The following is a 24,265-nucleotide window of genomic DNA, read 5'->3' as shown; positions in this document are numbered from 1 at the left end:
TTATGAGAATTTTATTCTCTTTCTTAGATTAAATTTTAGTGCGTTTTAGCCGAATCGGCCACTCATAAAAGGATTATGTGCCTTCTCATAACCAATTGAAGTATTTGGTCCGTGCCCAGAAAAAACTTCAACGTCATCTGGTAAGGTAAAAAGCTGTGTTTTGATAGATGTTTTTAATTGCTCACTGTTTCCTTTAGGAAAATCAGTTCTGCCAACTGAGCCTTTAAATAAAACATCACCTACAAATACAGCTTGTTTACTGGCCTCATAAAAAACAATGTGGCCAGGCGTATGCCCTGGGCAATGTCTCACTTCAAAGTTTAAATTACCTAAATTAAAGACTTCACCATGTTCTAACCAACGATCAGGGTAAAACACTTCATGAGGATCAAATCCAAACATTTGCGATTGCATTGGCAAAGCATCAAACCAAAAACGTTCATCTTCGGTTGGACCAATAATTTGAATATCAAGTTTGCTTGCTATTTCTACACTTGCACCAACATGATCTAGATGACCATGAGTTAACAAAATACACTTAACTGTGAGATTATTACTAGCTATGTGCTCTAATAATAAATGTGCATCTCCACCGGGGTCGAGTATTGCTGTATCGCCAGTTTCTTCACAAGTAATGAAACGCGTATTTTGCATAAATGCAGTGACAGGCTTGGTAACGACTTTCACTGATTACTTCTCTACTTCTTTTTGCTCTGGTTTATATTGCATTAAAATTGGGTATTTTAAGTAGCCTTGATCAAAATATGGCGTTTTTGAATACAACCAATTTAAACGTGCTTTAGGGTCTGATTCAAAGTTTTTGTCTTCTCTTAACTTCTTATCAAATTCTAGCGCAAGTTTAGGGTTATCTTTTAACATTGAACGGGCATAAGGTACTAATGCATAATTTTCAACATATTCTGTTCGTTGGAATATTGTATGAAAACTTCCCCATGAGAAAAAAGAGTCTGGGGCTTCAGGGTGCAGTAAATGAGTTGCCAGCTTGCCTCTTGCTTTTTGAGTCGTTACTTTATACCACCCTTCTAAATTTTTCTGTTCAATGTCGCTATAAGCGAACTGTGCAGTTACTCTAAAACGACCTTCAAAAGGTGTTTTGTCGAAAGCATAATCACTAACTTCTGCAAGTTTTAGGTTAGAAACTAAATCAGTAGAAGTGACGGTTTCAACATTGATACCGTGTATTGATAGTTTTTCTGGAATGAAGCTGTATGACTGAGGTATATAAAATGCATCAGGTACATCTACTTCAGAAACAACCTCTTTTTTCCAATAGATCGGAAGCTTTTCGTAGTGTTCGGGTTCTCCAAGATACTTAACCTCTTGTTGCCCAGAAAGCGCACTGTTAAATCTCTTATATTTAATCCCTTTGAAGCTGATAAAGTCAGGCTCTGTTGCATATTTTCTATTAAGCACCAGACGTTCTGGCGTTTCCTGCTCTTTTTTAACTGCACTTTCAAGGGCTTGAGAATGAATTGACAAAGCATCTATTGCGCCATCTAAAAATACATAGGTACCAAGTACACGTTGCTTATAGGGTTTAAGTGAGTGATTTTCGACTAAAATTGTTGGCACATTAGCAAGGTCTCCCCAGCCATTTGAGAAACGAGGTCCTGCAACCCAACCTGCTAAGCCACTCTTAAACTCTCTTTTATCCATTACAAATACAAGCGGCCCAGGAATATGGTCGTATTTTACTAATGTTTTATCGATATGAGGCTGGAACTTTTCAGCTAACACCGTTGCTATTTGTGGTGATTCACTTGCGAATGCTGGTGTGTAGCCATAAGTAACATCGTATTGGTAATCTGCACCATCTGTGACATGAACGTCTACATACAAATCTGGTTCAAATTCATTAATTACCTTCAATACAGCCTTAACCTCTGGCGTATCTAACTTAGTGTAATCACGATTGAGATTTAAGTTGTTGCCATTCGTTCTGAAACCCATCTTAATTGGGCCACGCTGGTTAATTCGATTAAACTCGCTTCGACGCTCATGGCCATCAACATTTAAGATTGGTATAAAAAGTATATTTACTTTTGTTAGCAGATCTCTTCTTTTGCCCGTTGCGATATCTCTTAGCAACATAAAGCCTGCATCTTTACCGTCAATCTCACCAGAATGAATACCTGCTTGAATTAAAATTGTCGGCTTGCCATTGCTTTTGATCATGTTTGAAGAAAATTGGCCATTTTCACTGGCAACAATCATTTTGATTTCACGCTGACCAAAACTTTCACCAATTGATAAGCTGCTGAACTGCGTTGGATTTGCCGCAATCAATCTATCAACGAACTTCATTGTGTCTTCATAAGTTGGCGATACTTCCCCACCACTTAGTTCAAAGTCTGTTGTTAAAGGACCAGAACTTTGAATTAGCTGCAAACTTTTCCCTTGCCAAGGTATTAATGGTGGTAAATGACCATTCATACTCAACACAGTGGACAACATTATGACGTTTGCAAACATGTAAAAGACTCATTAATAATTTATAAGTTAGATGAATTATATCAATCTTTTACAAACCAATTTAGAATGTGCGGTGATTCAACAAAAAAATGCAGCAAATGACATATTTGGCATTTTTTATCTACTTTAATACAGCGAAATAACAAAATGAAATCAATCTTGATCACGGGCTGCTCTACCGGCATCGGTTATCACTGTGCAAAAGAGCTACATAAATCAGGTTATAAAGTCATAGCCAGTTGCCGTAAAAATGAAGATGTTGTCCGACTTTTAGAAGAAGGTTTAACCTGTATTAAATTAGATCTAGCTGATCAGAAGAGTATAGAGGAAGGCTTTAAAACAGCACTTGATATATGTGATGGACATTTAGATGTATTGTTTAACAATGGTGCTTATGGACAACCCGGCGCAGTAGAAGATTTACCAACAGATACATTACGCGCACAATTTGAAGTCAACTTTTTTGCTTGGCATCATCTCACAAATTTGGCAATTAAACATATGCGATCAACAGGACATGGTCGAATCATTCACAATTCATCCGTGTTAGGTTTTGTAGCTCTGCCTTATCGAGGTGCTTACAATGCCAGTAAGTTTGCGTTAGAAGGGTTGACTGATACATTACGCATGGAATTAGCAGATACAAATATTCACATTAGCTTAATTGAACCAGGACCGATCGCTTCTAAATTTAGAGATAATGCAAAACAAGCGTTTATAAAAAATATCAGTATTGAAGAAAGTGCACATAATGATAATTATCGCGCACAGCTAAACCGTCTAGAAAGCCAAACTGCACCACAAAAATTTACTCTAGGCCCTGAAGCTGTTCTTGAAAAACTTTTGCATGCAATCAATGCCGTAAAACCTAAGCCGCGCTACTACGTGACATTCCCAACCTATTTCATGGGCGTGATGCGAAGAATATTAAGTACTAGATTACTTGATAAAATTTTAATAAAGAATCGTTAAAACTAAAAAAGGAGCCATTGGCTCCTTTTAAATCAATAAGTTCAAGACTTATTAAGCAGCTAGACCTTCTTTTGCTTTAGCAACTAATGCTGCGAAAGCTACTTGGTCGTATACTGCGATATCAGCTAGGATCTTACGATCGATCTCAACAGATGACTTTTTAAGGCCATTGATGAAACGGCTGTAAGAAAGACCATTCTGACGTGAAGCTGCGTTGATACGTGCAATCCATAATTGACGGAAAGTACGTTTCTTAGCACGACGGTCACGGTAAGCGTATTGACCTGCTTTAGTTACAGCTTGGAACGCTACGCGGTAAACACGTGAACGTGCTCCGTAGTAACCTTTAGCTTGCTTTAATACTTTTTTGTGACGTGCACGTGCGATAACACCGCGTTTAACTCTTGCCATTTCTGATATCCTCTATTAAGCGAATGGTAACATACGATCGATTAGGCCTAGGTCATTCTTATGAACCATAGACTTAGCACGAAGGTGTAGTTTACGCTTTGAAGATTTCTTAGTCAGAATGTGACGAAGATGCGATTGTTTACGCTTGTAACCGCCTGAAGCAGTCTTTTTGAAACGCTTAGCTGCGCCTCTGTGTGTTTTTAGCTTGTAAGCCATTGCAATAACTCCAAATGTATTGCGCTAATCAATGTAACAAGGCGGGATAAACCACTTGTAGAGCCTTATTACAACCTATGTTCTGGTGAGAAATTAATCTACTTTTACAGACCAGTTGAACTAGGTAGCCGAAGCATTTGTAACCTAGTCCAAAATCGGAGCGTATTATGCCGTGTTTATGCTTTTTTAGCAATAGGCGCCAACATCATAATCATTTGACGACCTTCTACACGATTTGGGAAAGATTCTACTGTTGCTATGTCTTCCAAATCAGCTTTTACACGGTTTAATAAATCTAGACCAATGTCTTGGTGAGCCATTTCACGGCCGCGGAAGCGAATAGTAACTTTTGCTTTGTCTCCACCCTCTAAGAATTTTCTTAGATTGCGTAGTTTAACGTTGTAGTCACCAGAATCAGTACCTGGACGGAACTTGATCTCTTTAATTTGGATCTGCTTCTGCTTTTTCTTTTGTTCTTTTTGTACTTTTGCTTTTTCGAAAAGGAACTTACCGTAATCCATCACCTTACAAACTGGCGGTTCAGCATTTGGACTAATTTCTACTAAATCTACACCTAGTTCATCAGCAATAGCTTGAGCTTCTCTTAACGAAACAATACTTGGTTCCTGGCCTTCAACGCCTGTTAAGCGAATTTCTCTCGCTGTGATTTCTTCGTTAATACGATGTTGTTTTTGAGCTGTTGGTTGCCCTTTTTTGCCGCCTCTAATGGTACGATCCTCCAAAAAATCAAAAGATAGAGCGTGTAGCTGTATATATTGTTGTTAGCCACACGCCATAATTTTATTTACGGTTTTTAATCTCTTCGCTTACCTTTGCGATAAAGTCATCAACCGAGAACTTGCCAAGATCTTCACCTTTGCGTGTTCTAACCGCAACTTCTTGCTGTTCAACTTCTTTGTCACCAACAACAAGTAGGTACGGAATACGTTTTAAAGTATGCTCGCGAATTTTAAAGCCTATCTTCTCATTTCTCAAGTCAGCACAGGCTCTAATTCCAAGTTTATTTAATTTTTGCACAATTTCTTGTACATAATCAGCTTGTTTATCGGTGATATTCATTATCACCACTTGCTTTGGTGCTAACCAAGTAGGGAAAAGACCCGCATATTCTTCAGTTAAAATACCGATGAATCGTTCGATAGAACCTAAAATTGCACGGTGGATCATAACTGGCGTCTTACGTTCGTTGTTTTCTGCAACATAAGTTGCACCTAAACGACCCGGTAATGCAAAATCTAACTGCACTGTACCACACTGCCATGCACGGTCTAAACAATCATACAATGTGAATTCAATTTTAGGACCGTAGAATGCGCCTTCACCTGGTAGGTATTCAAATTCAATACCATTCGCTTCTAATGCATCAGCCAAGGCTTTTTCTGATTTGTCCCACATTTCATCGTCACCAATACGCTTTTCTGGACGAGTCGATAACTTAACAACAATATTTTCAAAACCAAATGTTGAATACGTGTCATATACCATCTTGATACAAGCTGACACTTCATCCATCACCTGTTCTTCAGTACAGAATACATGCGCATCATCTTGTGTGAAACCACGTACACGCATTAAGCCATGTAGTGCACCTGATGGCTCATTACGGTGACAACAACCAAACTCAGCCATACGTAATGGCAGATCACGATAAGACTTTAGGCCTTGATTGAAAATTTGCACGTGACCCGGGCAGTTCATAGGCTTTATAGCGTATTCACGTTTTTCAGATTCAGTTGTAAACATCGCATCTGAATACTTATCCCAGTGACCAGACTTTTCCCAAAGACCACGGTCCATCATTAATGGGCCTTTTACTTCTTCGTAGCTGTACTCACGTAGCTTTTCACGAACAAAGTCTTCAAGTTCACGGTAAATGCTCCAGCCATCATTGTGCCAAAATACCATGCCTGGCGCTTCTTCTTGCCAGTGCCATAAGTCTAATGCTTTACCAATTTTACGGTGATCACGCTTTTCAGCTTCTTCAAGACGCTTTAAGTACGCTTTAAGCTGCTTCTTATCGGCCCAAGCTGTACCGTAAATACGCTGTAGCATCTTGTTATCTGAGTTACCACGCCAATACGCGCCAGCCACTTTCATGATCTTAAAGTGTTGACAGAACTTCATGTTTGGTACGTGAGGGCCACGACACATGTCTACGTATTCTTCGTGATGATATAGACCTGGTTTGTCATCCTTCGAGATATTTTCGTCTAGGATTTCAATTTTGTAAGTCTCACCGCGTGCTTCAAAGGTGTCTCTTGCTTCTTGCCAAGATACTGTTTTCTTAACAACGTCATAATTTGTTTTAGCAAGCTCAAGCATGCGCTTTTCAATTGCATCTAAATCTTCTTGTGTTAAAGAACGATCTAAATCGATGTCGTAGTAAAAGCCATTGTCGATAGTCGGACCAATCGCCATTTTTACATCAGGGAAAAGCTGTTTAATTGCATGACCAATTAAGTGAGCGCATGAGTGACGGATAATTTCTAAGCCATCTTCATCTTTTGCGGTGATGATTTGTAGGTTTGCATCTTCAGTGATTAAATCACATGCATCAACTCTTTCACCATTCACTCGTCCAGCGATGGTTGCCTTAGCAAGACCAGGACCGATATCTTGAGCTACTTCTAAAGTTGTTACTGGGTTTTCAAAGGCACGCTGACTGCCGTCAGGAAGCGTAATTACAGGCATGATAATTCCTATTTACAGTGGTGACACCTACCAAGTATCACGTGTATTAAAATTAAAAAATTGAGTACCTTTTACAACGCTTTTACGAATAAGCATTGATAAACTTATTGACTAAGTTAACTAAGGATTTTTAGTGAAGCTTATTTTGGCCTTCACAGTGACTAAATTCAAGGGAAAGACTAAAATTAACTTTGTAAATCGATGAATAAATGAAATTTTAAATGCCTGAACAAAAATCTATAAAAATTGCTACGTTAAATCTGCTTAATTTTGCAGCGCCGCCTTATCGCTTTTATTCAGAGTTTGAAGGCTACACACACAGTCAGTGGCAATCTAAAACTTTATTTATTTCAGAATTGTTGGCTCATATGTCACCAACTGTGATTGCCTTTCAAGAAGTGTTTTCAGTTAAAGAACTAAAAGAGATTTGTAAAGAGCAAGGCCTCCCCTATTTCTCTGCCGTTTCGGCTGTAAAACATGAAGCGTTAAAACCCGATGTACTGTATTCACCGGTTGTTGCAATCGCTTCTAAATACCCAATTGAATCTTTAAATTGTCTGCTGCCAAATAAGGACTTGCTCGATTATTTTGGTCATCAAACACCTTTTGGTTTTAATCGGACACCAATCAAGTGCAAGATAAACCTGCCAGACGTTGGCTTTGTCAGTTTTTATGTGGTCCATTTAAAATCACAGCGCCTTATCACTGATGGCAACCTATTCAAGCAAATCAATGCAGAGCCAAAACTTCGTCACTACTACGAACAATCTTTTGCATTACTAAGAAATAGCCAAGATCGCTCCTTAGAAGCCTCTATAATCATGCATGATGTGATGACCAATAATCAAAATATGCCTGTTGTCGTTTTGGGTGACTTTAATCATAACCTTGAACATGCCAGCTTGTTACCTTTTAATATAGCAAATGATCATTCGTTCAAAGACGTTCCGTCAGAAAGTGGCTTAATTGATAGTTACACACTTTCACAACAAGCAATGGAAGGAAAACAGAAACCAGCAACACACTTTTATCGTGGTAAAGGTAATGTATTAGATTATATTTTACTGTCTCAACACTTCGACCCTGTTCATCATAACTGTGTAATTAACGAATTAAACTATGCTACTTTTGATGGACACTTAACCACACAAAGAGACGGAGAAGACATTCGTTATTCAGATCATGCGGCCATCATGATTGATTTATCAGTTTAAGCTTTAGGTTTATTCTGCTCACCGTTATAATTAATAACTAGTTTCAATATATTGGAAAGATTATGAGAACATGTGGTGTTGAAATCACAGGCAGTGAAGTACTTTTATGCTTGCTGACAAAAGAAGAAGACGTTTTTGATATTCGCGATGTACGTCAAACACGCTTTACCCTTGGTCAGGTTGGCCAAGAAACTGAAGATATGCGCAAATTCCAATTTGATTTTGCAAAATTATTAGAAGATTACCAAATTGACTCTGTTGCTATAAAGCAACGCGCACCAAAGGGTAAGTTTGCAGGTAGTGCGACAGGCTTTAAAATCGAAGCTGCCATTCAATTAATAAAAGACGTGGATGTTAAAATTTTATCTGCAACTGAAATCAAAGAACAATTGAAGCGTAACCCTTTACCAATCGACTTTGAAGAAACTGGGCTTAAGAAATATCAAGAAACGGCATTTGTTAACGCATACGTTTATATCATGATGAAAACATACCGCCCAGAAGAGCTATAAAAAGTAGACTCACTAAATATCCGGCGATTTCAGGCCGGATATTTATCTCACTGAATATCGGTTTATTTACGTGTGTCATATAAAGAGTCCGACACTTTTCTTAAATCTACATTTTCAATGTAGTCATCACTCAACGTCAGAATTGCATTTAAGTTATTTACTAACTTTTCTTTTTGCAACTCACCTGGCTTTAATGCCGTTTGCAATAAATGTAATGCCATATCGGCCATAAGCAAACGTTGTTTTTCTTGCCAATTTTCATCAGCACGACTTGCAGGGTGCGTCCTGATAGCTTCTTCAACTTGGTCATGAATTGACCAACTTAAAGTTAAAATATCTTGTCTCTGCTGCTTTTCCATAGCACACCTCTAGGATTTAAATTAGGCCGTAAATATCTTTTAAATGTATTATTTAATACAAAGCTCCACATGTCTTTACCTTTGATCAATATGCAGAAATCTTCAATACGCCTTTCGTCATATCTTATATTGAATTATTTAACCTGAGCTTTGGTTAAGAGATTTACTTACGCATTAATATTTAAGTAATTAAAGTTTTTCAACTCTGCAGCCGGAAACTTTTAGTGATAACAAGGCGAATTCACGCGTCAATAGCTGGCCTATTGCAAGTGAATTCAACGCAGTTAACGTTGAAAGTAGCCGCTGGAGATAAGTTTATTAGCCACAGCTCAGGTTATTTAGTGCTTTGGGGTTTCTTGGATAGAAGTTTGTAGGCTGGCTCTGGCATAAGTCAAATTCACGGGTATTTTTATAGGGTAGCTTCATAAACCCTGCTACACCAAAGTTGTCTATACATAAGGCGTACTGCATGATTTCTTCTAAAAGCGTCTTAAATTGCGCTTCTTTAGATGCATCCAATAAGCGGTAATAATGGTGGATCTTTAAACGGTTTTCTACCGATTCAAAAATAATACACCCTGTGTGGTGAATTTTATTCAGCTCAAAAACACATTGAATAATGCTTTTTGGTAGCTGTAATTGCTCGTCAGGATCTTTACCATCTTCAAAATAACTATGTGGTCGGGTAATTTCTTGGCTACTGGTATCAACAACCGAGTAATGTAGCTGAGGTAATACATCGAAAATAAACGCACCCGTGCTGTCTCTTTCTAACTGAATTGTTTGCCTTGCATCGAACAAGCAACATTTAAACAAGCCTTTTTGGGTTATGCCTTGCGCAAGCATGACCGTTGCATTAACAGAATCGGTAAATGCTTGATGTAGAGTTTCATCGTGCAAAATCAGACTTGATTCAATATGCAGATTTTCTTCTCGCCAATGAAAACTTAAGCCACCAACTACGGGAAATTTTGCAAGGCGACTGATTGACGCTAAAAAGGCTTTTTCGGTATCTCCAGTATCAAACAAAAACTCTTTATAGTATCTATCTAATTGTGCATCGTTAACATCAAGCAGTTGTTGATTATGATCTGCTCTTCGTAAGAACTCTTTGCGAGAACTGTAAACAACTGTGTCAGGTTCAAATTCAAATTCATTAACCCAAAATGGAATGTTCGCTTTGACTGTTTTGTTATCTAGTTCAGGCAAGTAAACTTTAGCCATACTTGGCATATTGCGGATAAAGTAGTCTCCTGCCGCATCTCTTAATTTTTTATCCTTTGACAGCATATTGTCTATGACTGTCGCAAACTCCTGAGGTAAGCCAAGACTTGCCGCTGGGATAACACCCACCCCAAAACGGCATGATTGTGCACTTGCCAAAGCATAGAGTGTTGACGCAACACCTTGTTCATCGAATCGAGGCGATGATTGCATGCCTGACATTTGTTCATCACCAATAAAATACACATCGCCCATGCGGGCATTGGTACTCGATAAATCTGCTGACATTAAATCCATGATGTTGCTGGCAACGACTTCTCCGTATTCATCAATCTGCGCATAAACAGAGCTTCCCCAATCAACCAGAGAGAACTCATCAGTATCAACATCCCAAACAATATTAGAGGGTTTGATGTCTCCGTGGACAATAGGTTGTGGGCTTAAACCATTTTTATGTTTGCGCAAGTCAAGTAAGACATTTCTGAGTTTTAACGCTAAGCTCATAATGTCTTGTACCGAGAAACGACCACGTTTAAGTGAGATTTTTTCTAAGTCTTCCCCTTTTGCTCGTGCCATCATCAAAATACCTTGTTTTTTTACCCGTTCAAAAGCAAAAAACTTAGGCACCATGGGGTTGTTTATTTGCGATAGCATATAGGCTTCGTCTTCAAGTCTATCTCTGACACTTTGAGCAAGAGTAATTCGAGAAAACTTAAACACCCATTCCTGCTCGTCTTCACCAATGCCTGCGAAAACAAATCCAAACGCACCTGAGCCAATTTCTTCAACATCGCTATAACCCAGTAACTGCAATTGCTTCTTACATATATTTAGCCACTGCCTATGCTTTTTTGCGTCGTGGTGAGAGAGAAGATAAATAGATTGCTGTTCGTTTATATAGAAATTATTGATTGATTTGGCAGTCATAAATATTGTTATTTTGATCAAAAAAGGCCGATAAATCGGCCTTTTAAATTGAAGATTAAGCTTGTTCTATTTTAGCCCAAGAATCTCTTAACCCAACCGTTTGGTTGAATACAAGACCTTCTTCTTTATTGTCGCGGCAATAATACCCTAAGCGCTCAAATTGGAAGCCTTGTTCAACGGCTGCTTGTGCTAAAGACGGCTCAAGTTTCGCTGACTTAATCACAGTGAGTGAGTCAGGGTTAAGCGTTGCAACAAACGACTCAGCTGCAGCTGGGTTTGGTACATTGAACAATCTGTCATACTGACGTACTTCAGCTTCTACACAGTGTGTTGCAGATACCCAGTGAATAACACCTTTTACTTTACGGCCATCAGCTGGGTTTTTGCCTAGTGTATCTGCATCATAACTACAGAAGATAGTTGTGATATTACCTTCAGCATCTTCTTCAATACGTTCAGCTTTAATGACATAAGCATTGCGTAAGCGTACTTCTTTGCCAAGTACTAGACGCTTGAACTTCTTATTCGCTTCAACGCGGAAATCTTCACGCTCAATGAATAACTCTTTCGTAAATGGTAATTCACGCGTGCCCATAGATTCTTCAGAAGGATGGTTAGGCGCAACTAATTGCTCAACTTTACCTTCATCAAAGTTTTCTATCACAATACGTACAGGGTCGATAACTGCCATCGCACGTGGTGCGTTATTGTTTAGGTCATCACGAATACATGCTTCTAACATGCCCATTTCAACCATGTTATCTTGCTTAGTGATACCGATACGCTTACAGAACTCGCGAATTGAAACAGGTGTGTAACCACGACGACGAAGGCCTGCGATAGTAGGCATGCGTGGGTCATCCCAACCATCAACATGATTCTCAACCACTAAATCATTTAGCTTACGCTTTGACATAACCGTATATTCAAGGTTTAAGCGAGAAAATTCGATCTGTTGAGGGTGACACTCTAAAGAGATGTTATCTAAAACCCAGTCATAAAGACGGCGGTTATCTTGGAACTCAAGTGTACATAGTGAATGTGTAATGCCTTCTAACGCATCAGAAATACAATGAGTGAAGTCATACATAGGGTAAATGCACCACTTATCACCTGTTTGGTGGTGATGTGCAAAGCGGATACGGTAAATGATAGGATCACGAAGTACCATGAATGAGCTAGCCATATCAATCTTAGCTCTAAGAACACATTCGCCCTCTTTGAACTCACCTTTGCGCATTTTTTCGAATAAAGCTAAGTTTTCATCAACTGGTGTGTCTCTGTACGGACTATTTTTACCTGGCTCTGTTAATGTGCCGCGGTATTCACGCGCTTCATCAGGCGATAGGAAACATACGTATGCCAAACCTTTTTCGATAAGTTCAACTGCATAGCCATGAAGCTTATCGAAGTAATTAGATGAATAGCAAATTTCACCATCCCAGTTAAAACCTAACCAAGATACGTCTTCTTGAATCGACTTAACGTAGTTGATGTCTTCTTTTTCTGGGTTTGTGTCATCAAAACGTAAGTTACATAAACCTTGGTAATCTTGAGCAATGCCGAAGTTTAAACAAATAGATTTCGCATGGCCAATGTGTAGAAAACCATTTGGCTCAGGTGGAAAACGTGTATGCGTAGATTGATGCTTGCCACTTGCTAAATCAGCATCAATGATATTTCGAATAAAGTTAGTTGGGCGATTTTCTGTTTCCGCCATAGATATGCATTCCTCTGAATCAAGCATTCTTATACATGCCGCATTATTACAAAAACAATTAAGAACTAACAGATGCTAGAGCTTATTATTTGTATAAACTCGGCTAGATTTATCTTTCCGTTCAAAATTGTGACAATTGTCGCAAATATTGTCCTAACGCAATAAATCTTTCATGAAAACTCGTTAATGTTCGCCACAGATTGATTACCAAGGATTTAAGACAATGGCATCTAGCAGTTCTAACCGAGTTTATATTCCAACAAACGCAAGAAATAACCAGTACATTTTAGCTGAGTTCAAACCAAGCGATGAGTTTGTATCAAGCTTTGACAACATTGATAGTTGTTATGAGCGCATTGCACGAAAGTTATTTTTAGCCTGTGAAGAAAATGGCTTGTACAACGTTCATATGATTGCCAACGATAAGTTGCCTATTACACGTTTTCATGAAGAGTCATATTGCCTACAAACAGAGAAGCAAATGTTGTTTTTCTACAACCCCAAATACCATGAAGCACATAAGTTTTATTGGCAACAAGGTGTTAGAGCAAAGAAAGTACGCCTTCTGTTTTTAGCAACAGGTGACGAGCTTAGAGCAAATGCTGCAAATTTTCATAATAAAGTTCAAAAGACACTACATGATTTAAAAGTAAACTTGGGCGTTGAAGATGCTTTTAAGATAAGAGACCACCAGCATTTAACTTATGATTTATTTGCTCGCGTTAAAGGCCACAAAGAAACGTACGGCTATAAACTGAGAAGTTTATATCCACGCTATGAAGCAAGAAAGTGTGAAATTCCAGCCGAACACACTGAAATGACCTATGTCACTTTCAATATTCCAATGACGCGTGCTTTAAAAACACAATTTCAACATTTACTCGAAGACGAACATTACACACAATTTTATTCATTTATTGAAGATAAGTTTTTCAGTGCTTGTGGCTATAAGCAGATCAGCCAGGCCGCTTTCATCGCAGATGGTCGGTTACCACTGGTCAGAAATAGTAAAATTGATAAGTCTGCACAAAATAGTGAACTGCAAAAGTTAAGCTTTGATATTTGCTCTGAAGAAACACAATACAAAGCCCATTGGGATAAAAACCAGTTGGTAGATACGTTACATTTTGTTGTGGTTGCCAAAGCCAGTGATAATAAAGATGTCGGATATGGCAAGTTTATGAATAATGTCGAGTCTATGATCAGAGGTTTATCACAGACATTAGAATTGTCGGCTCAAAGACAAGCACTCAATGTGCGCTTTTTCCAACACATAAGCTATAACGCTTAATCTTGTGTTTAGTGTAGGTGTTGTTTAATTAAACTAAACAACACCTTTATTTTTGGTTGACCGTGTATTTACTTACTAGTATGTCAATTTTCCCCGTTTGTTGAAGCTCTGTAATGGCTTTATTTAATAATGGCAATAAGTGAATCTTTGACTTGTTCAACCTGATTTTAAGCTCACCTTTGGTATGAAGCTGATCAAGGCGAATTGAAACACTCAATTTGTTTGCCCAGTATTTCGCAGGTAAATCACCAATTAAAATACGCTCCACCCTATTCTTATGTAATGCTAGAACAAGCTCTTTTTCAGAAGCGAAGTCGATACGTGTGAAAGTATTTTCATCGAAATAGTAATATCCTAGTATGGTTCCAACTTCTTCTTTATAAACCATTGGTCCAAGTTGAGTTCCATCTAGACTCGCGTAATACTCTTCAATACCAAACAACTTGTGTGAAAATACAAACTGTTCACCAGCATCACCGCCTGGAAACCAAACAGGTGAAACAACGTCAAAATCAAGTAGGCCATTATCCATTGCATAGATGGTTCTCTTTGGCGGAAACCGTAACTCAATACCATGAATTTTTGCTTTATCTAAAATAAGTGGAATTAACTCGCCTAAAATTCCTGGTTTGTCTTCGTCTGGTATGTAGTACGGATACCAAGACTCTGAAGCTGCTAAATTATATCTTAATGACTCTTTTGCGTGAGCCCCTAAAGTGCTTAGTAAGCAGATGAATAAAACATTAAATAATAACGTAACTTTCAAACACTCACCTTTTTATTGTTCTTGTTTTAATTTGAAAAAACTTAATCGGTTGCTGACTTCTTTTGTTGATCTTTCAAGCTTCGACATATCTTGAGACATTTGTTCAAGCATAGAGGTATTTTGTTGCGTAGACCTATCAAGGTTACTAACCGCTGAATTAACCTCACTAATACTAGTGCTTTGCTGTCTAGTGGCGTCATTTAAATTATGCATCATGCTATTTACTTCAGAAATATTATATTGAATATTTTCTAGACGTTGATGTGAGTCTTGTGAGCTATTAAAACTAATTTCAACTTTATCTATATTCTCAGAGACTAACTCTTTGATTTTTTTAGCCGCGTCTGCCGAACGTTGCGCAAGTTCTCGCACTTCACTAGCTACCACAGAAAAACCTTTACCCTGTTCTCCAGCTCTTGCTGCCTCAACGGAAGCGTTTAGGGCAAGGAGGTTAGTTTGAAACGCAATTTCATCAATCATAACCGTTATTTGTGCAATCTCTCGGCTTGAATCTCGCATACTCTGTGTTACATCTACGGAGCCTTTCATCACTTCCATGGCATCTTCAGCAATTTGTTTCGAATCTTGCATTTGCTTTGTAACAACAAGGCTTTGATCTGCTGTTTCATTTACGCTTGATGCCATTTGTTCCATAGAGGCAGCTATTTGCTCGAGGGCCACGGCTTGCTCAGTACTGCGCTTCGAAATATCAACTGAAAATTGTTTTTGATCTGTGCACAATGCAAGAGTGTGTTCTGCTGACTTATTGATATCTTTGAAAGCGCTTTTAAGTTCAATTGTTGACGTATTAATTGCTGAACATATTTTGTCCAAATCACCAGGAAAGGTTTTGCTTATTTGGTGATATAATGCACCTTGTTGCTGTAATTCTGACGACGTTTGAATTTCTTCCATCGCACTATTTAGTAAATGAAGCATTTCATTCATATCTGCTTTTAAACTGGCATATTGTCCATGCATATCACCTTGAATTTGTTTATCAAACTGACCTGACTTTATACTTTCAACAACACCTGCTAACTCATTTAATACTTCCTCAACTCTCTCACTTGAGAGGTTCATTGCGCGTTGCAGTTTTTCTAAATGACCTGAGTATTCTCCGACAACGCGAGAGCTTAATACACCTTCACTTTGATGGACTGAAACTTGAACTATGTTGAGAATTGCACTTTCTAAATTTTCTAATGATGAATTGACATTCGTCTGAAGCGAAGCCAGTCGACCTGAATACTCATTTGTGATTCGTGACGAATATTCTCCCATTTGTAAATGCTCAAATAGATTCTCAATATCGGAAACAAATAGTTCTAAGTTTTCTGATGATTCATTAAATGCATTTTTAAGTTGTAACAAACGACCGCTATAATTACCTTCAAGTCGATTGTCAAATTCGCCATTCTTCTGCGACAGTAACGAGCCTGAGATTTCGTTCATTGCATTTTCGAGCGACGACATGCTTTCATTAAATGATAGTTTTAGTTCATTCAATGCGCCTTTTTGTTCAGATAAGATGCGCCCCGAAAAATTACCGCTTTGAAGCTGCTCCATACTTTTAGAGATTTCTTTAATGGCATCATCTATGGTTTCAATTGAGTTATCGACTTTAGCCCTTAGCGGCCCTTTTACACTTGGTGACATTCTTACAGTAAAGTCGCCTTCAGCAAGCCCATTCATAACTTCATCAAGCGCATTCATAGTAAATTCAAGGGTATTACTACTGTTATTAACTCCTTCTTTTAAAACTGACATATCGCCTTTACAGGGGTAATGTACTCTATGACTGAAATCACCATTTGAAACTCGGCTCATTACAGACTGAATTTCACTATTTACCGCATTTAACTCTTGTAAAAAGCTATTAAATGACCGTGTCGCTTGACCAACCTCATCGTTAAGATCTGAGCTAATCGATTTGGAAAAATCAAAATCTTGGTTTACTTTGTTAATAAACCCACTAAGCTTTTGCAAGCCATCATTTAAACTTTTAGCGACTCTCGATGCAAAACTGACAATTAAGTAAATAATAACCAAACAGCTCACTAAAGAAATAATTAGAAGTGACATGGCTTTTGTTTTAGTAGATTGCGCATATTGGCTGATTAAATGCGATTTTTTATCTGCAATGCCTTTAATCGACTTTATTCTGCTTGTTGCATCTACAAACCAGTTGGAGTTATCACGCCCTGAAAAAACTAAATTACCGCTACTGAGTTGTTCTGAGATAAATGCACGGTATGGCAGTATTTGTTCGTCAAGGTTATTTAGCTGAGAAAATTCTGACTTAAATAATTTAGCATCAAGTAATTGCTTAATGAAATCGACTTGCTGTAGTTGGTCACTTTGAAATAAAGATAAACTAGCAAGTTGAGGCAGCGAAATATCGCCGCGATTAAAAACACCGTTTAAAAGGCCACGTTCTTGCCCCGCACGCTCTTTCATCCAAAGAATGGCGATTAAGCTCTTCATACTTTTGGTAGCATGTGGGTCATCAATATAATTCGCAAAAGTACTTGCTGCATCTAATGCATATTTATTTGCCTTAGAATAAAACCCAAATGCGCCAGATTGTTTATCTAGTTGGTCTACCTGAGTTCGAACTATATCTAATGCTTCAAAGTGCTTAAGTAAATCGTTAATAATGAGTTGGGTAGATTTAGGGAAGTCATCAAGCTGCTCTGATGCTAGCTTAAAAAGTTGTATTTTGGCTGAATCAGCTTTCTTTCTCTGCGCTAGTACCTTTTCTTTCCCGTTACCGCCAGAGGCAAGAAAACCAGCTGTTAGACCGCGCTCTACGGCAAAATTATGTGCAGTATTGTCTAATACACGAACTGCATTAACATAAGATTCTAATCGTGATGCTTCCTTATAATTTATAAATTGAGAAAAAACCAAATAAATAAAACTAATTAAAACAAAAAATGTTGGGATAACACTGAGGAGTGTAATTTTGGTTTTAATTTTTAAGTTATTAATCAAGCCATCAAACATGACAAGAGATCCATTGCACGAAGATTAGTACTTAAAAGATAGTAAACAGCTGAGAAAATAGGAAAAAATTTGAGTAAAAAAAAGGCTTTGCATGGAGCAAAGCCTTGATAATATCAATCTTTAAAGTCGAATACCGCCATCTACTTCGACAACACGACCTGTGAAAAAGTCATTTTCAATGATGTATTTTGCTGTGTGCGCAATTTCTTCTGCTTCGCCTAAACGACCAACCGGTTTCATCTTAACCAAACGCTCTTTCGCTTCAGGTTTCATCGCATCCGTCATTTTGGTACGGATCACACCTGGTGCAATTGCACCAACACGAATACCAAAAAGACCAAGCTCTTTCGCCCATGTCGTTGTCATGGCAACCACGCCCGCTTTAGCTGCAGCGTAATTGGTTTGACCCATATTACCAGCACGAGCTACGCTCGACATATTAACAATGACACCACCTTCACCGCTTTCAACCATTTTTACAGCAGCTTCTCGGCCACAAAGGAAAACACCCGTTAGGTTAACGTCAATAACAGACTGGTATTGTGATAATTCCATTTTTGCAGTCACTACGCCATCTTTTGCTTTCAATAGCAGACCATCGCGCAGAATGCCAGCGTTGTTGATCAGTACATGTACGGCACCGAAATCACTAACGATATTATTGAAAACCGCTTCAATTTCAGCCTCAACGCTCACGTTAGCCACATAGGTTTCAACTTTAACATCGAGCTTAACCAATTCAGCTTTTGCTTCAGCCAATACTTCATCTTGCATATCAATTAACGCAAGATTAGCGCCTAATTCTGCCATTTGTGTCGCCATTGCAAAGCCAAGGCCTTGCGCGCCACCGGTAATGACAACCGTTTTATTTTTAATGTCCATAATGCAGTCTATTTTTCACTATAAAGTTTAAAGATTGCGCTAAAGTCTTCGGCACCTTTACCTTGATTTTGCATCAAGTTATAAAGGTTTTTCGCCAATGCGCCCATAGGTGTTGCCGAGTTAGTTTGTTGCGCAGCTTGCTGAGCTAAACCTAAATCTTTGGCCATTAAGTCCACCATAAAGCCCGGCTTATAGCCATTTGAACTCGGAACATTTTCAAGTACATCTGGACAAGGATTATAAAGCTCTAACGTCCAGTTACGACCTGAGCTGTTAAGCATAATCTCACTCAGTACTTTTGGATCTAGACCATGGTCTATACCCATCTGTAGCGCTTCACTGGTCCCTGCCATAAGTATACTTAACAGCATATTGTTACAGATCTTCGCAACTTGCCCGGCGCCAATGTCACCTGCATGGTAAATATTTTTACCCATGTTAGGCAGTATCGTATTCGCTAATTCAAAACAAGTCGTTGAACCGCCAACAATAAAGGTTAACGTACCGGCAGCAGCACCAGCAACACCACCAGACACTGGCGCATCTACAAATTTAATACCTGCTTCGCCAAGTGCTTTACCAACGAATTGTGCTGATTCAGCATCAATTGTTGAACAATCAATGACTAAGGTGTTTTTGTTTAAATGGTTAACTAGCCCATTTTCGCCAGTGTAAATCGCTTTTACATGCTTGCCTGCAGGTAACATACTGACAACAAAATCAGCATTCTCACAGACTTCTTCTACCGCGTTTACAGCTGTTGCACCGGCTTCTACAAGGGTTGCGATTGCATCTGGGCTTAAATCAAAAACGCGTACTTCGTGACCGGCTTTAACCAAGTTGATGGCCATTGGACCACCCATATTCCCTAAACCAATAAATCCAATTTTTGCCATTGTTACATTCCTTACAAACCTTGAAGTGGATGATCTGACCAACGCGCTTTGAAAAAAGTGTTAATCGCGTCATCTGTCACACTTTGTGTATTTTCAAACTGCCAATTCGGTGCGCCATCTTTATCGATTAATAATGCGCGAATACCTTCTTGGAATTCACCAAATTCACCTGCAGTCACTGACATACCAAGCTCTAATCTAAAGCAATCAGCTAAGCTCAACCCTTTTGCACGATTTAATTGCTCACTAACCAGCTTTGCACTTAATGGTGAGCCATGGTGTAATGATTTTTGTGCACGAGAAAGCCATTTGTTATCTGTTGCATCAAGGGACAAGATGGCATCGATTTGCGACTCAAGACTGTCTTTAGTTACAAGCTCAGCTATCACAGATTGTAGTGGTTCAATTTCACTTGCTGGCTCATTACTAGATTGGCTTTGTAAGCTGTGTAACAGCTCAGAAAGTAAACCATGGTTATATTCTTCATTGTCTTTCCAATCTGTACCAAGTAACGTGGCAAGCAGCTCACCATAAAGTTCAGCATTAACAAAATGATCTGCCAGACCAACAAATTGTGCGTCTTTGGCATTAATTGATGCGCCAGTCAGGCCTAAGAATAAACCGACACCTGCAGGCATTTTATTCAAGAAATAGCTGCCACCGACATCTGGGTAAAGACCAATTGTGATCTCAGGCATGGCAATACGGGCTGTTTCTGTCACTACACGGTGACTAGCGCCTGCCATTAGACCTAAACCGCCACCCATGATGATGCCGTTACCCCAAAGTAAGATTGGCTTTTCATAAGTGTGGATTTGGTAATCAAGTGTATATTCTTCGCTGAAGAAGGTTTCGATGTGGTTGTTACCATCATTGGCAGCCATCGCTTTGTATAAGCTAACTACATCACCACCGGCGCAAAACGCTTTTTCACCATGACCTTTTAACACCACCAAAGCGATGTCATCTTCATTTGCCCATTCGGTTAGCTGAGGCGCTAATAAACGGATCATATCTAAGTTGAGTGCATTCAGTGCTTTTGGCACGTTTAAGGTGGCAAACGCCACCTTTTTGCCATTATCACAGTCAGCCAACTCAAATACGACCGGCGCATCTGCTTGGTTTAATAACTGTAATTTTGCCATTAGCCGTTCACCCAGTTTGGTTTACGTTTTTCTAAGAACGCGTTCACGCCTTCTTTTTGGTCTTGTGTATCAAATAGCGTTACAAACAGTTCTCGCTCTAGTGGCAGCGCACTGTTAATTGTACCTGTACGACCTTTTTGAATAAGTGCTTTACAAGCTGTCACCGCCACTGGGCTTTGATCTGCCACTTTTTCAGCTAGAGCAAGTGCGGCATTGAGTGCTTCGCCAGTTTCTACGACTTCTTCCACTAAACCAATTTGTTGTGCTTTGTCAGCTTTTAGCCGCTCGCCACATAAAATCATGCGCTTAGCCCAACCTTCACCAACAAGCCACGATAGGTTTTGCGTACCACCAGCACAAGGCAGTAAACCAACTTTAGCTTCTGGTAACGCCATTTGTGCTTGGCTTTCTGCAATACGAATATCACAAGCCAATGCCACTTCAAGACCACCACCCATAGCAAAACCATTGATAGCGGCAATCGAAACACCTCTGAAATCACTCAAGGTTTCGAACGCTTCACCGAATACACGAGACATATCAGCAGCAACACCTTTGTCACCGTCAGCAAATACATTTAAATCAGCACCTGCTGAGAAGAATTTCTCGCCTTCACCTGTGATCACTAAAGCATAAATTTCTTTATCTTGATTTAGTTCGTGTACAAGGTTTTTTAACCCTACCAAGGTATCACGTGTCCATGTATTCGCAGGCGGGTTGCTCATTGTTACTACCGCGATGTTACCCTGCTTTTCTAATTTAAGTTGTGCAGTCATTTGGGTTTCCTTATTACAATACGCTTGGCGCGCCTTCAGCTAAAATACGACGGCCGATTATCACGCGCATTATCTCATTGGTACCTTCAAGAATTTGGTGAACACGTACATCACGAACATGACGCTCTAGTGGATATTCTTTGATATAGCCGTAACCACCATGAATTTGTAATGCGTCGTCACACACTTTAAAACCTACATCAGTAGCAAATCGTTTAGCCATTGCACAGTAAGTGGTTTTTTCGCTGTCATTGGTATCTAGTTTGAATGCCGCAAGGCGAACCATTTGTCGCGCAGCAACAAGCTCAGTATTCATATCTGCAATTTTAAACTGTAGTGCTTGGAATGCCGCAAGAGGCTTACCGAACTGCTCGCGCTCAGTCATATATTGCTTAGCTGTGTTAAGCGCTTGCTGTGCAGTACCGATTGAACAAGTTGCAATGTTAATACGACCACCGTCTAAGCCTTGCATCGCAAATTTAAAGCCTTCACCTTCTGCACCCATTAGGTTTGCAGCAGGAATACGCACGTTTTCAAGTGTGACAAGGCGTGTTGGTTGTGCATTCCAACCCATTTTCTCTTCAGCTTTACCGTATGAAATACCTTCAGCATCCGCTGGTACAACAAACGCAGAAATACCTTTCGGACCCGCTTCACCAGTACGTGCCATTACCACAAGTACGTCTGTTTCACCGGCACCTGAGATAAACATTTTCGAGCCGTTTAACACATAGCTGTCGCCATCTTTATCAGCTTTAGTTTTAAGCGATGCGGCATCAGAGCCTGAACCTGGCTCAGTTAAACAATATGATGCTAACAATTCACCCATCACTAGTTGATCGATATATTGCTCTTTAACGGCGTCAGTACCAAAGCTTGCGATCATCCAAGTTGCCATGTTGTGGATTGTTAGCATGGCAGTTGTTGCTGTACAGCCCATAGCAAGCTGTTCAAAAATAATGCTTGAATCTAAACGTGATAAACCAAGGCCACCTGCCTCTTCTGGCGTGTATAAACCACAAAAGCCAAGTTCACCGGCTTTTTTAATCACGTCTTTAGGGAAAATATGTTCGCGGTCCCACAGCGCAGCATTTGGCGCTAGTTCACTCATTGCGAATTGATATGCTGTTTCGGCAAATGCCTGTTGATCTTCATTTAGATTAAAGTCCATAAAAGACCTCTTGTTGTCAAAGGTGAGCCGCTCATGTCGGCTCACATTGTTATTATAAAAATAGAATAGAAAGGATTAACGTAAGTTGATGCTCATATTAGGGCCAGTCACGACCTCATCATCAAACCAACGTGAAGTCACCGTTTTCGTTTCTGTGTAGAAACGCACGCCTTGCTTACCGTAAGTGTGTTGGTCACCATAGAAAGAGTTTTTCCAACCTGTGAATGAGAAGAAAGGGAGTGGCACAGGAATTGGAATATTAATACCCACTTGACCTACTTCAATTTGCTGTTGGAATTTACGTGCTGCTGCACCGCTTGCTGTAAATAAAGACGTACCGTTACCGTATGGGTTGCGGTTAATTAGCGCGATTGCTTCGTCTAGCGTATCTACAAATACACAGCTTAAAACTGGACCAAAGATTTCTTCTTTGTAGATTTCCATCTCTTCATTCACATCAGTAAATAGCGTCGGGCCTACCCAGTTACCTGCTTCATAACCTTCAACGGTATAATCTGAACCATCAACTAAACAGGTTGCGCCTTGGTCTTTACCACTTTGAATAAGTGAAAGAATACGCTGCTTTGCTTGTGGTGTTGTTTGCGGGCCATAAGCCGCTTCAGGGTCGTTCCAAAGACCTGGACGTACGCCTTCAAAACCTTTTTTAATGTCTTCTACCCACTCTTTCGATGAGCCAACAAACACAGCTACCGAAATACCCATACAACGTTGACCACCAGCACCCACTGACGCACCAACTAGGTTATTCACTGTTTGTGCTTTTGACGCATCAGGCATGATCACCATGTGGTTTTTAGCACCAACGCACGCTTGAACACGTTTCTTGTGCTGTGTGCCTTTGCTATAAATGTAATGACCGACATTACAAGAACCAACAAATGACACCGCTTTGATTTCTGGTGCTTCTAGAATTTGGTCAACTTGGTTTTTTGTACCGTGTACAACTTGCAGCACGCCTTTTGGTGCACCCGCTTCTTCGAATAACTCGACTAAACGCATTGGCGTAAGTGGATCTTGCTCTGATGGTTTAAGTACAAAAGTGTTACCGCATACAATCGCCATTGGGAACATCCAAAGTGGGATCATAGCCGGGAAGTTAAATGGGGTAATACCGGCACACACACCTAGCGGTTGAGTGTAAGAATACGTATCAATGTTGCGGGCAACGTTTTCAACAGTTTCACCCATCATCATTGCAGGGGCATTTGCAGCTTGTTCAACCACTTCAATACCACGCCATACATCGCCTTTTGCATCTTCGAACGTCTTACCTAATTCATGACAGATAATGGTCGCGATTTCTTCTTGGTGCTCTTTCAAAAGCGCCGCGTATTTCATCATGATACGCGCACGCTCTGGTACTGGCACGTTGCGCCAAGTCTTAAATGCTTCTTGTGCAGAGTCAATCGCTGCTTTTACTTCTTGCTCTGTCGCGCAAGGTACTTTTGCAAGTACTTCTTGGTTTGCTGGATTAACAACATCAATCCATTGCTCTGATGATGATTGAGTGAATTCGCCGTTGATGTATAAAGGTACTTGGTGCATCTG

General features: G+C 39.6%; 21 protein-coding genes. 4 read left to right on the top strand and 17 right to left on the bottom strand.

The genetic code is table 11. The annotated features are described in order from the left end of the window. Positions 1 to 45 precede the first annotated feature (45 nt). Both C1E24_RS03430 and C1E24_RS03425 read right to left on the bottom strand, forming a co-directional pair. On the bottom strand, positions 46 to 687 hold the full coding sequence (locus C1E24_RS03430; RefSeq protein ID WP_138478745.1) for an MBL fold metallo-hydrolase: 642 nt from the start codon (positions 685 to 687) through the stop codon (positions 46 to 48). A gap of 3 nt (positions 688 to 690) precedes the next feature. Continuing rightward, the gene (locus tag C1E24_RS03425) at positions 691 to 2,493 is read right to left on the bottom strand and encodes a M14 family metallopeptidase (RefSeq protein WP_138478743.1); all 1,803 of its coding nucleotides are present in this window, start codon (positions 2,491 to 2,493) and stop codon (positions 691 to 693) included. Between the two features lie 147 nt (positions 2,494 to 2,640). Here C1E24_RS03425 and C1E24_RS03420 point away from each other — a divergent pair, with 147 nt between their 5' ends. Next, a complete protein-coding gene (locus tag C1E24_RS03420; protein WP_138478741.1) occupies positions 2,641 to 3,465 on the top strand; it encodes an SDR family oxidoreductase in 825 nt (274 codons plus the stop codon). A 51-nt stretch (positions 3,466 to 3,516) separates the two neighbouring features. On the opposite strand, the gene rplT is transcribed toward C1E24_RS03420, so the two are convergent. The 4 genes from rplT to thrS form a co-directional block, all read right to left on the bottom strand. Further along, positions 3,517 to 3,876 carry a 50S ribosomal protein L20 gene (rplT, locus tag C1E24_RS03415; RefSeq protein ID WP_058029851.1) on the bottom strand — a complete coding sequence of 120 codons (360 nt, stop codon included), beginning with the start codon at positions 3,874 to 3,876 and terminating at the stop codon, positions 3,517 to 3,519. 15 nt (positions 3,877 to 3,891) lie between these two features. Continuing rightward, positions 3,892 to 4,092 (bottom strand): 50S ribosomal protein L35, encoded by a 201-nt coding sequence (rpmI, locus tag C1E24_RS03410; protein ID WP_023398350.1) that lies wholly within the window; start codon positions 4,090 to 4,092, stop codon positions 3,892 to 3,894. 176 nt (positions 4,093 to 4,268) lie between these two features. Then, positions 4,269 to 4,835, bottom strand: coding sequence for a translation initiation factor IF-3 (infC, locus tag C1E24_RS03405; protein ID WP_138478739.1), 567 nt, complete (start codon positions 4,833 to 4,835; stop codon positions 4,269 to 4,271). Positions 4,836 to 4,893: 58 nt separating this feature from the next. Continuing rightward, positions 4,894 to 6,804 carry a threonine--tRNA ligase gene (gene thrS, locus C1E24_RS03400; protein WP_138478737.1) on the bottom strand — a complete coding sequence of 637 codons (1,911 nt, stop codon included), beginning with the start codon at positions 6,802 to 6,804 and terminating at the stop codon, positions 4,894 to 4,896. 221 nt (positions 6,805 to 7,025) lie between these two features. Between thrS and C1E24_RS03395 the strand changes: the two genes are divergently transcribed. Continuing rightward, complete coding sequence (locus C1E24_RS03395) at positions 7,026 to 8,018, top strand: endonuclease/exonuclease/phosphatase family protein (RefSeq protein ID WP_138478736.1); 993 nt, start codon at positions 7,026 to 7,028, stop codon at positions 8,016 to 8,018. A gap of 62 nt (positions 8,019 to 8,080) precedes the next feature. After that, positions 8,081 to 8,530, top strand: coding sequence for a DUF3010 family protein (locus C1E24_RS03390; protein WP_138478734.1), 450 nt, complete (start codon positions 8,081 to 8,083; stop codon positions 8,528 to 8,530). Positions 8,531 to 8,592: 62 nt separating this feature from the next. On the opposite strand, the gene C1E24_RS03385 is transcribed toward C1E24_RS03390, so the two are convergent. The 3 genes from C1E24_RS03385 to glnS all read right to left on the bottom strand — a co-directional run bounded on the left by C1E24_RS03385 (position 8,593) and on the right by glnS (position 12,760). Next, complete coding sequence (locus C1E24_RS03385) at positions 8,593 to 8,889, bottom strand: hypothetical protein (protein WP_138478732.1); 297 nt, start codon at positions 8,887 to 8,889, stop codon at positions 8,593 to 8,595. Positions 8,890 to 9,207: 318 nt separating this feature from the next. Beyond that, positions 9,208 to 11,040, bottom strand: coding sequence for a protein kinase domain-containing protein (locus C1E24_RS03380; RefSeq protein ID WP_138478730.1), 1,833 nt, complete (start codon positions 11,038 to 11,040; stop codon positions 9,208 to 9,210). A 55-nt stretch (positions 11,041 to 11,095) separates the two neighbouring features. Continuing rightward, positions 11,096 to 12,760, bottom strand: coding sequence for a glutamine--tRNA ligase (glnS, locus tag C1E24_RS03375; protein ID WP_138478728.1), 1,665 nt, complete (start codon positions 12,758 to 12,760; stop codon positions 11,096 to 11,098). 223 nt (positions 12,761 to 12,983) lie between these two features. On the opposite strand from glnS, the gene C1E24_RS03370 reads away from it, so the two are divergent. Next, positions 12,984 to 14,051, top strand: a complete 1,068-nt coding sequence (locus tag C1E24_RS03370; RefSeq protein ID WP_138478726.1) for a DUF3083 family protein — start codon at positions 12,984 to 12,986, stop codon at positions 14,049 to 14,051. 46 nt (positions 14,052 to 14,097) lie between these two features. On the opposite strand, the gene C1E24_RS03365 is transcribed toward C1E24_RS03370, so the two are convergent. The 8 genes from C1E24_RS03365 to C1E24_RS03330 form a co-directional block, all read right to left on the bottom strand. Beyond that, positions 14,098 to 14,817 (bottom strand): amino acid ABC transporter substrate-binding protein, encoded by a 720-nt coding sequence (locus tag C1E24_RS03365; protein WP_138478725.1) that lies wholly within the window; start codon positions 14,815 to 14,817, stop codon positions 14,098 to 14,100. A gap of 12 nt (positions 14,818 to 14,829) precedes the next feature. Then, positions 14,830 to 17,826, bottom strand: coding sequence for a methyl-accepting chemotaxis protein (locus C1E24_RS03360; protein WP_138478723.1), 2,997 nt, complete (start codon positions 17,824 to 17,826; stop codon positions 14,830 to 14,832). Positions 17,827 to 17,946: 120 nt separating this feature from the next. Then, positions 17,947 to 18,708 (bottom strand): SDR family oxidoreductase, encoded by a 762-nt coding sequence (locus tag C1E24_RS03355; protein WP_138478721.1) that lies wholly within the window; start codon positions 18,706 to 18,708, stop codon positions 17,947 to 17,949. Between the two features lie 8 nt (positions 18,709 to 18,716). After that, positions 18,717 to 19,604, bottom strand: a complete 888-nt coding sequence (gene mmsB, locus C1E24_RS03350) for a 3-hydroxyisobutyrate dehydrogenase (RefSeq protein ID WP_138478719.1) — start codon at positions 19,602 to 19,604, stop codon at positions 18,717 to 18,719. 11 nt (positions 19,605 to 19,615) lie between these two features. Then, on the bottom strand, positions 19,616 to 20,749 hold the full coding sequence (locus C1E24_RS03345) for an enoyl-CoA hydratase/isomerase family protein (RefSeq protein WP_138478717.1): 1,134 nt from the start codon (positions 20,747 to 20,749) through the stop codon (positions 19,616 to 19,618). Next, positions 20,749 to 21,525, bottom strand: coding sequence for an enoyl-CoA hydratase (locus C1E24_RS03340; protein ID WP_138478715.1), 777 nt, complete (start codon positions 21,523 to 21,525; stop codon positions 20,749 to 20,751). The genes C1E24_RS03345 and C1E24_RS03340 overlap by 1 nt, the downstream gene beginning before the upstream one ends. Positions 21,526 to 21,538: 13 nt before the next feature. After that, positions 21,539 to 22,696 carry an acyl-CoA dehydrogenase family protein gene (locus tag C1E24_RS03335; RefSeq protein WP_138478713.1) on the bottom strand — a complete coding sequence of 386 codons (1,158 nt, stop codon included), beginning with the start codon at positions 22,694 to 22,696 and terminating at the stop codon, positions 21,539 to 21,541. Positions 22,697 to 22,771: 75 nt separating this feature from the next. Next, positions 22,772 to 24,262, bottom strand: coding sequence for a CoA-acylating methylmalonate-semialdehyde dehydrogenase (locus C1E24_RS03330; RefSeq protein ID WP_138478711.1), 1,491 nt, complete (start codon positions 24,260 to 24,262; stop codon positions 22,772 to 22,774). Positions 24,263 to 24,265: the final 3 nt, after the last annotated feature.

The organism is Pseudoalteromonas phenolica, assembly GCF_005876835.1.
Taxonomy (GTDB): Bacteria; Pseudomonadota; Gammaproteobacteria; order Enterobacterales; family Alteromonadaceae; genus Pseudoalteromonas; species Pseudoalteromonas phenolica_B.
The sequence above is the reverse complement of the archived record's forward strand: the minus strand, read 5'-3'. Positions and strand labels throughout refer to the sequence as shown.

Excerpts from the sequence above, each read along its gene's own strand:
- C1E24_RS03425 (WP_138478743.1), bottom strand. The coding sequence starts at position 2,493 with ATGTTTGCAAACGTCATAATGTTGTCCACTGTGTTGAGTATGAATGGT.
- C1E24_RS03420 (WP_138478741.1), top strand. The coding sequence starts at position 2,641 with ATGAAATCAATCTTGATCACGGGCTGCTCTACCGGCATCGGTTATCAC.
- rplT (WP_058029851.1), bottom strand. The coding sequence starts at position 3,876 with ATGGCAAGAGTTAAACGCGGTGTTATCGCACGTGCACGTCACAAAAAA.
- rpmI (WP_023398350.1), bottom strand. The coding sequence starts at position 4,092 with ATGGCTTACAAGCTAAAAACACACAGAGGCGCAGCTAAGCGTTTCAAA.
- thrS (WP_138478737.1), bottom strand. The coding sequence starts at position 6,804 with ATGCCTGTAATTACGCTTCCTGACGGCAGTCAGCGTGCCTTTGAAAAC.
- C1E24_RS03395 (WP_138478736.1), top strand. The coding sequence starts at position 7,026 with ATGCCTGAACAAAAATCTATAAAAATTGCTACGTTAAATCTGCTTAAT.
- C1E24_RS03390 (WP_138478734.1), top strand. The coding sequence starts at position 8,081 with ATGAGAACATGTGGTGTTGAAATCACAGGCAGTGAAGTACTTTTATGC.
- C1E24_RS03385 (WP_138478732.1), bottom strand. The coding sequence starts at position 8,889 with ATGGAAAAGCAGCAGAGACAAGATATTTTAACTTTAAGTTGGTCAATT.
- C1E24_RS03380 (WP_138478730.1), bottom strand. The coding sequence starts at position 11,040 with ATGACTGCCAAATCAATCAATAATTTCTATATAAACGAACAGCAATCT.
- glnS (WP_138478728.1), bottom strand. The coding sequence starts at position 12,760 with ATGGCGGAAACAGAAAATCGCCCAACTAACTTTATTCGAAATATCATT.
- C1E24_RS03370 (WP_138478726.1), top strand. The coding sequence starts at position 12,984 with ATGGCATCTAGCAGTTCTAACCGAGTTTATATTCCAACAAACGCAAGA.
- C1E24_RS03360 (WP_138478723.1), bottom strand. The coding sequence starts at position 17,826 with ATGTTTGATGGCTTGATTAATAACTTAAAAATTAAAACCAAAATTACA.
- C1E24_RS03355 (WP_138478721.1), bottom strand. The coding sequence starts at position 18,708 with ATGGACATTAAAAATAAAACGGTTGTCATTACCGGTGGCGCGCAAGGC.
- mmsB (WP_138478719.1), bottom strand. The coding sequence starts at position 19,604 with ATGGCAAAAATTGGATTTATTGGTTTAGGGAATATGGGTGGTCCAATG.
- C1E24_RS03345 (WP_138478717.1), bottom strand. The coding sequence starts at position 20,749 with ATGGCAAAATTACAGTTATTAAACCAAGCAGATGCGCCGGTCGTATTT.
- C1E24_RS03340 (WP_138478715.1), bottom strand. The coding sequence starts at position 21,525 with ATGACTGCACAACTTAAATTAGAAAAGCAGGGTAACATCGCGGTAGTA.
- C1E24_RS03335 (WP_138478713.1), bottom strand. The coding sequence starts at position 22,696 with ATGGACTTTAATCTAAATGAAGATCAACAGGCATTTGCCGAAACAGCA.
- C1E24_RS03330 (WP_138478711.1), bottom strand. The coding sequence starts at position 24,262 with ATGCACCAAGTACCTTTATACATCAACGGCGAATTCACTCAATCATCA.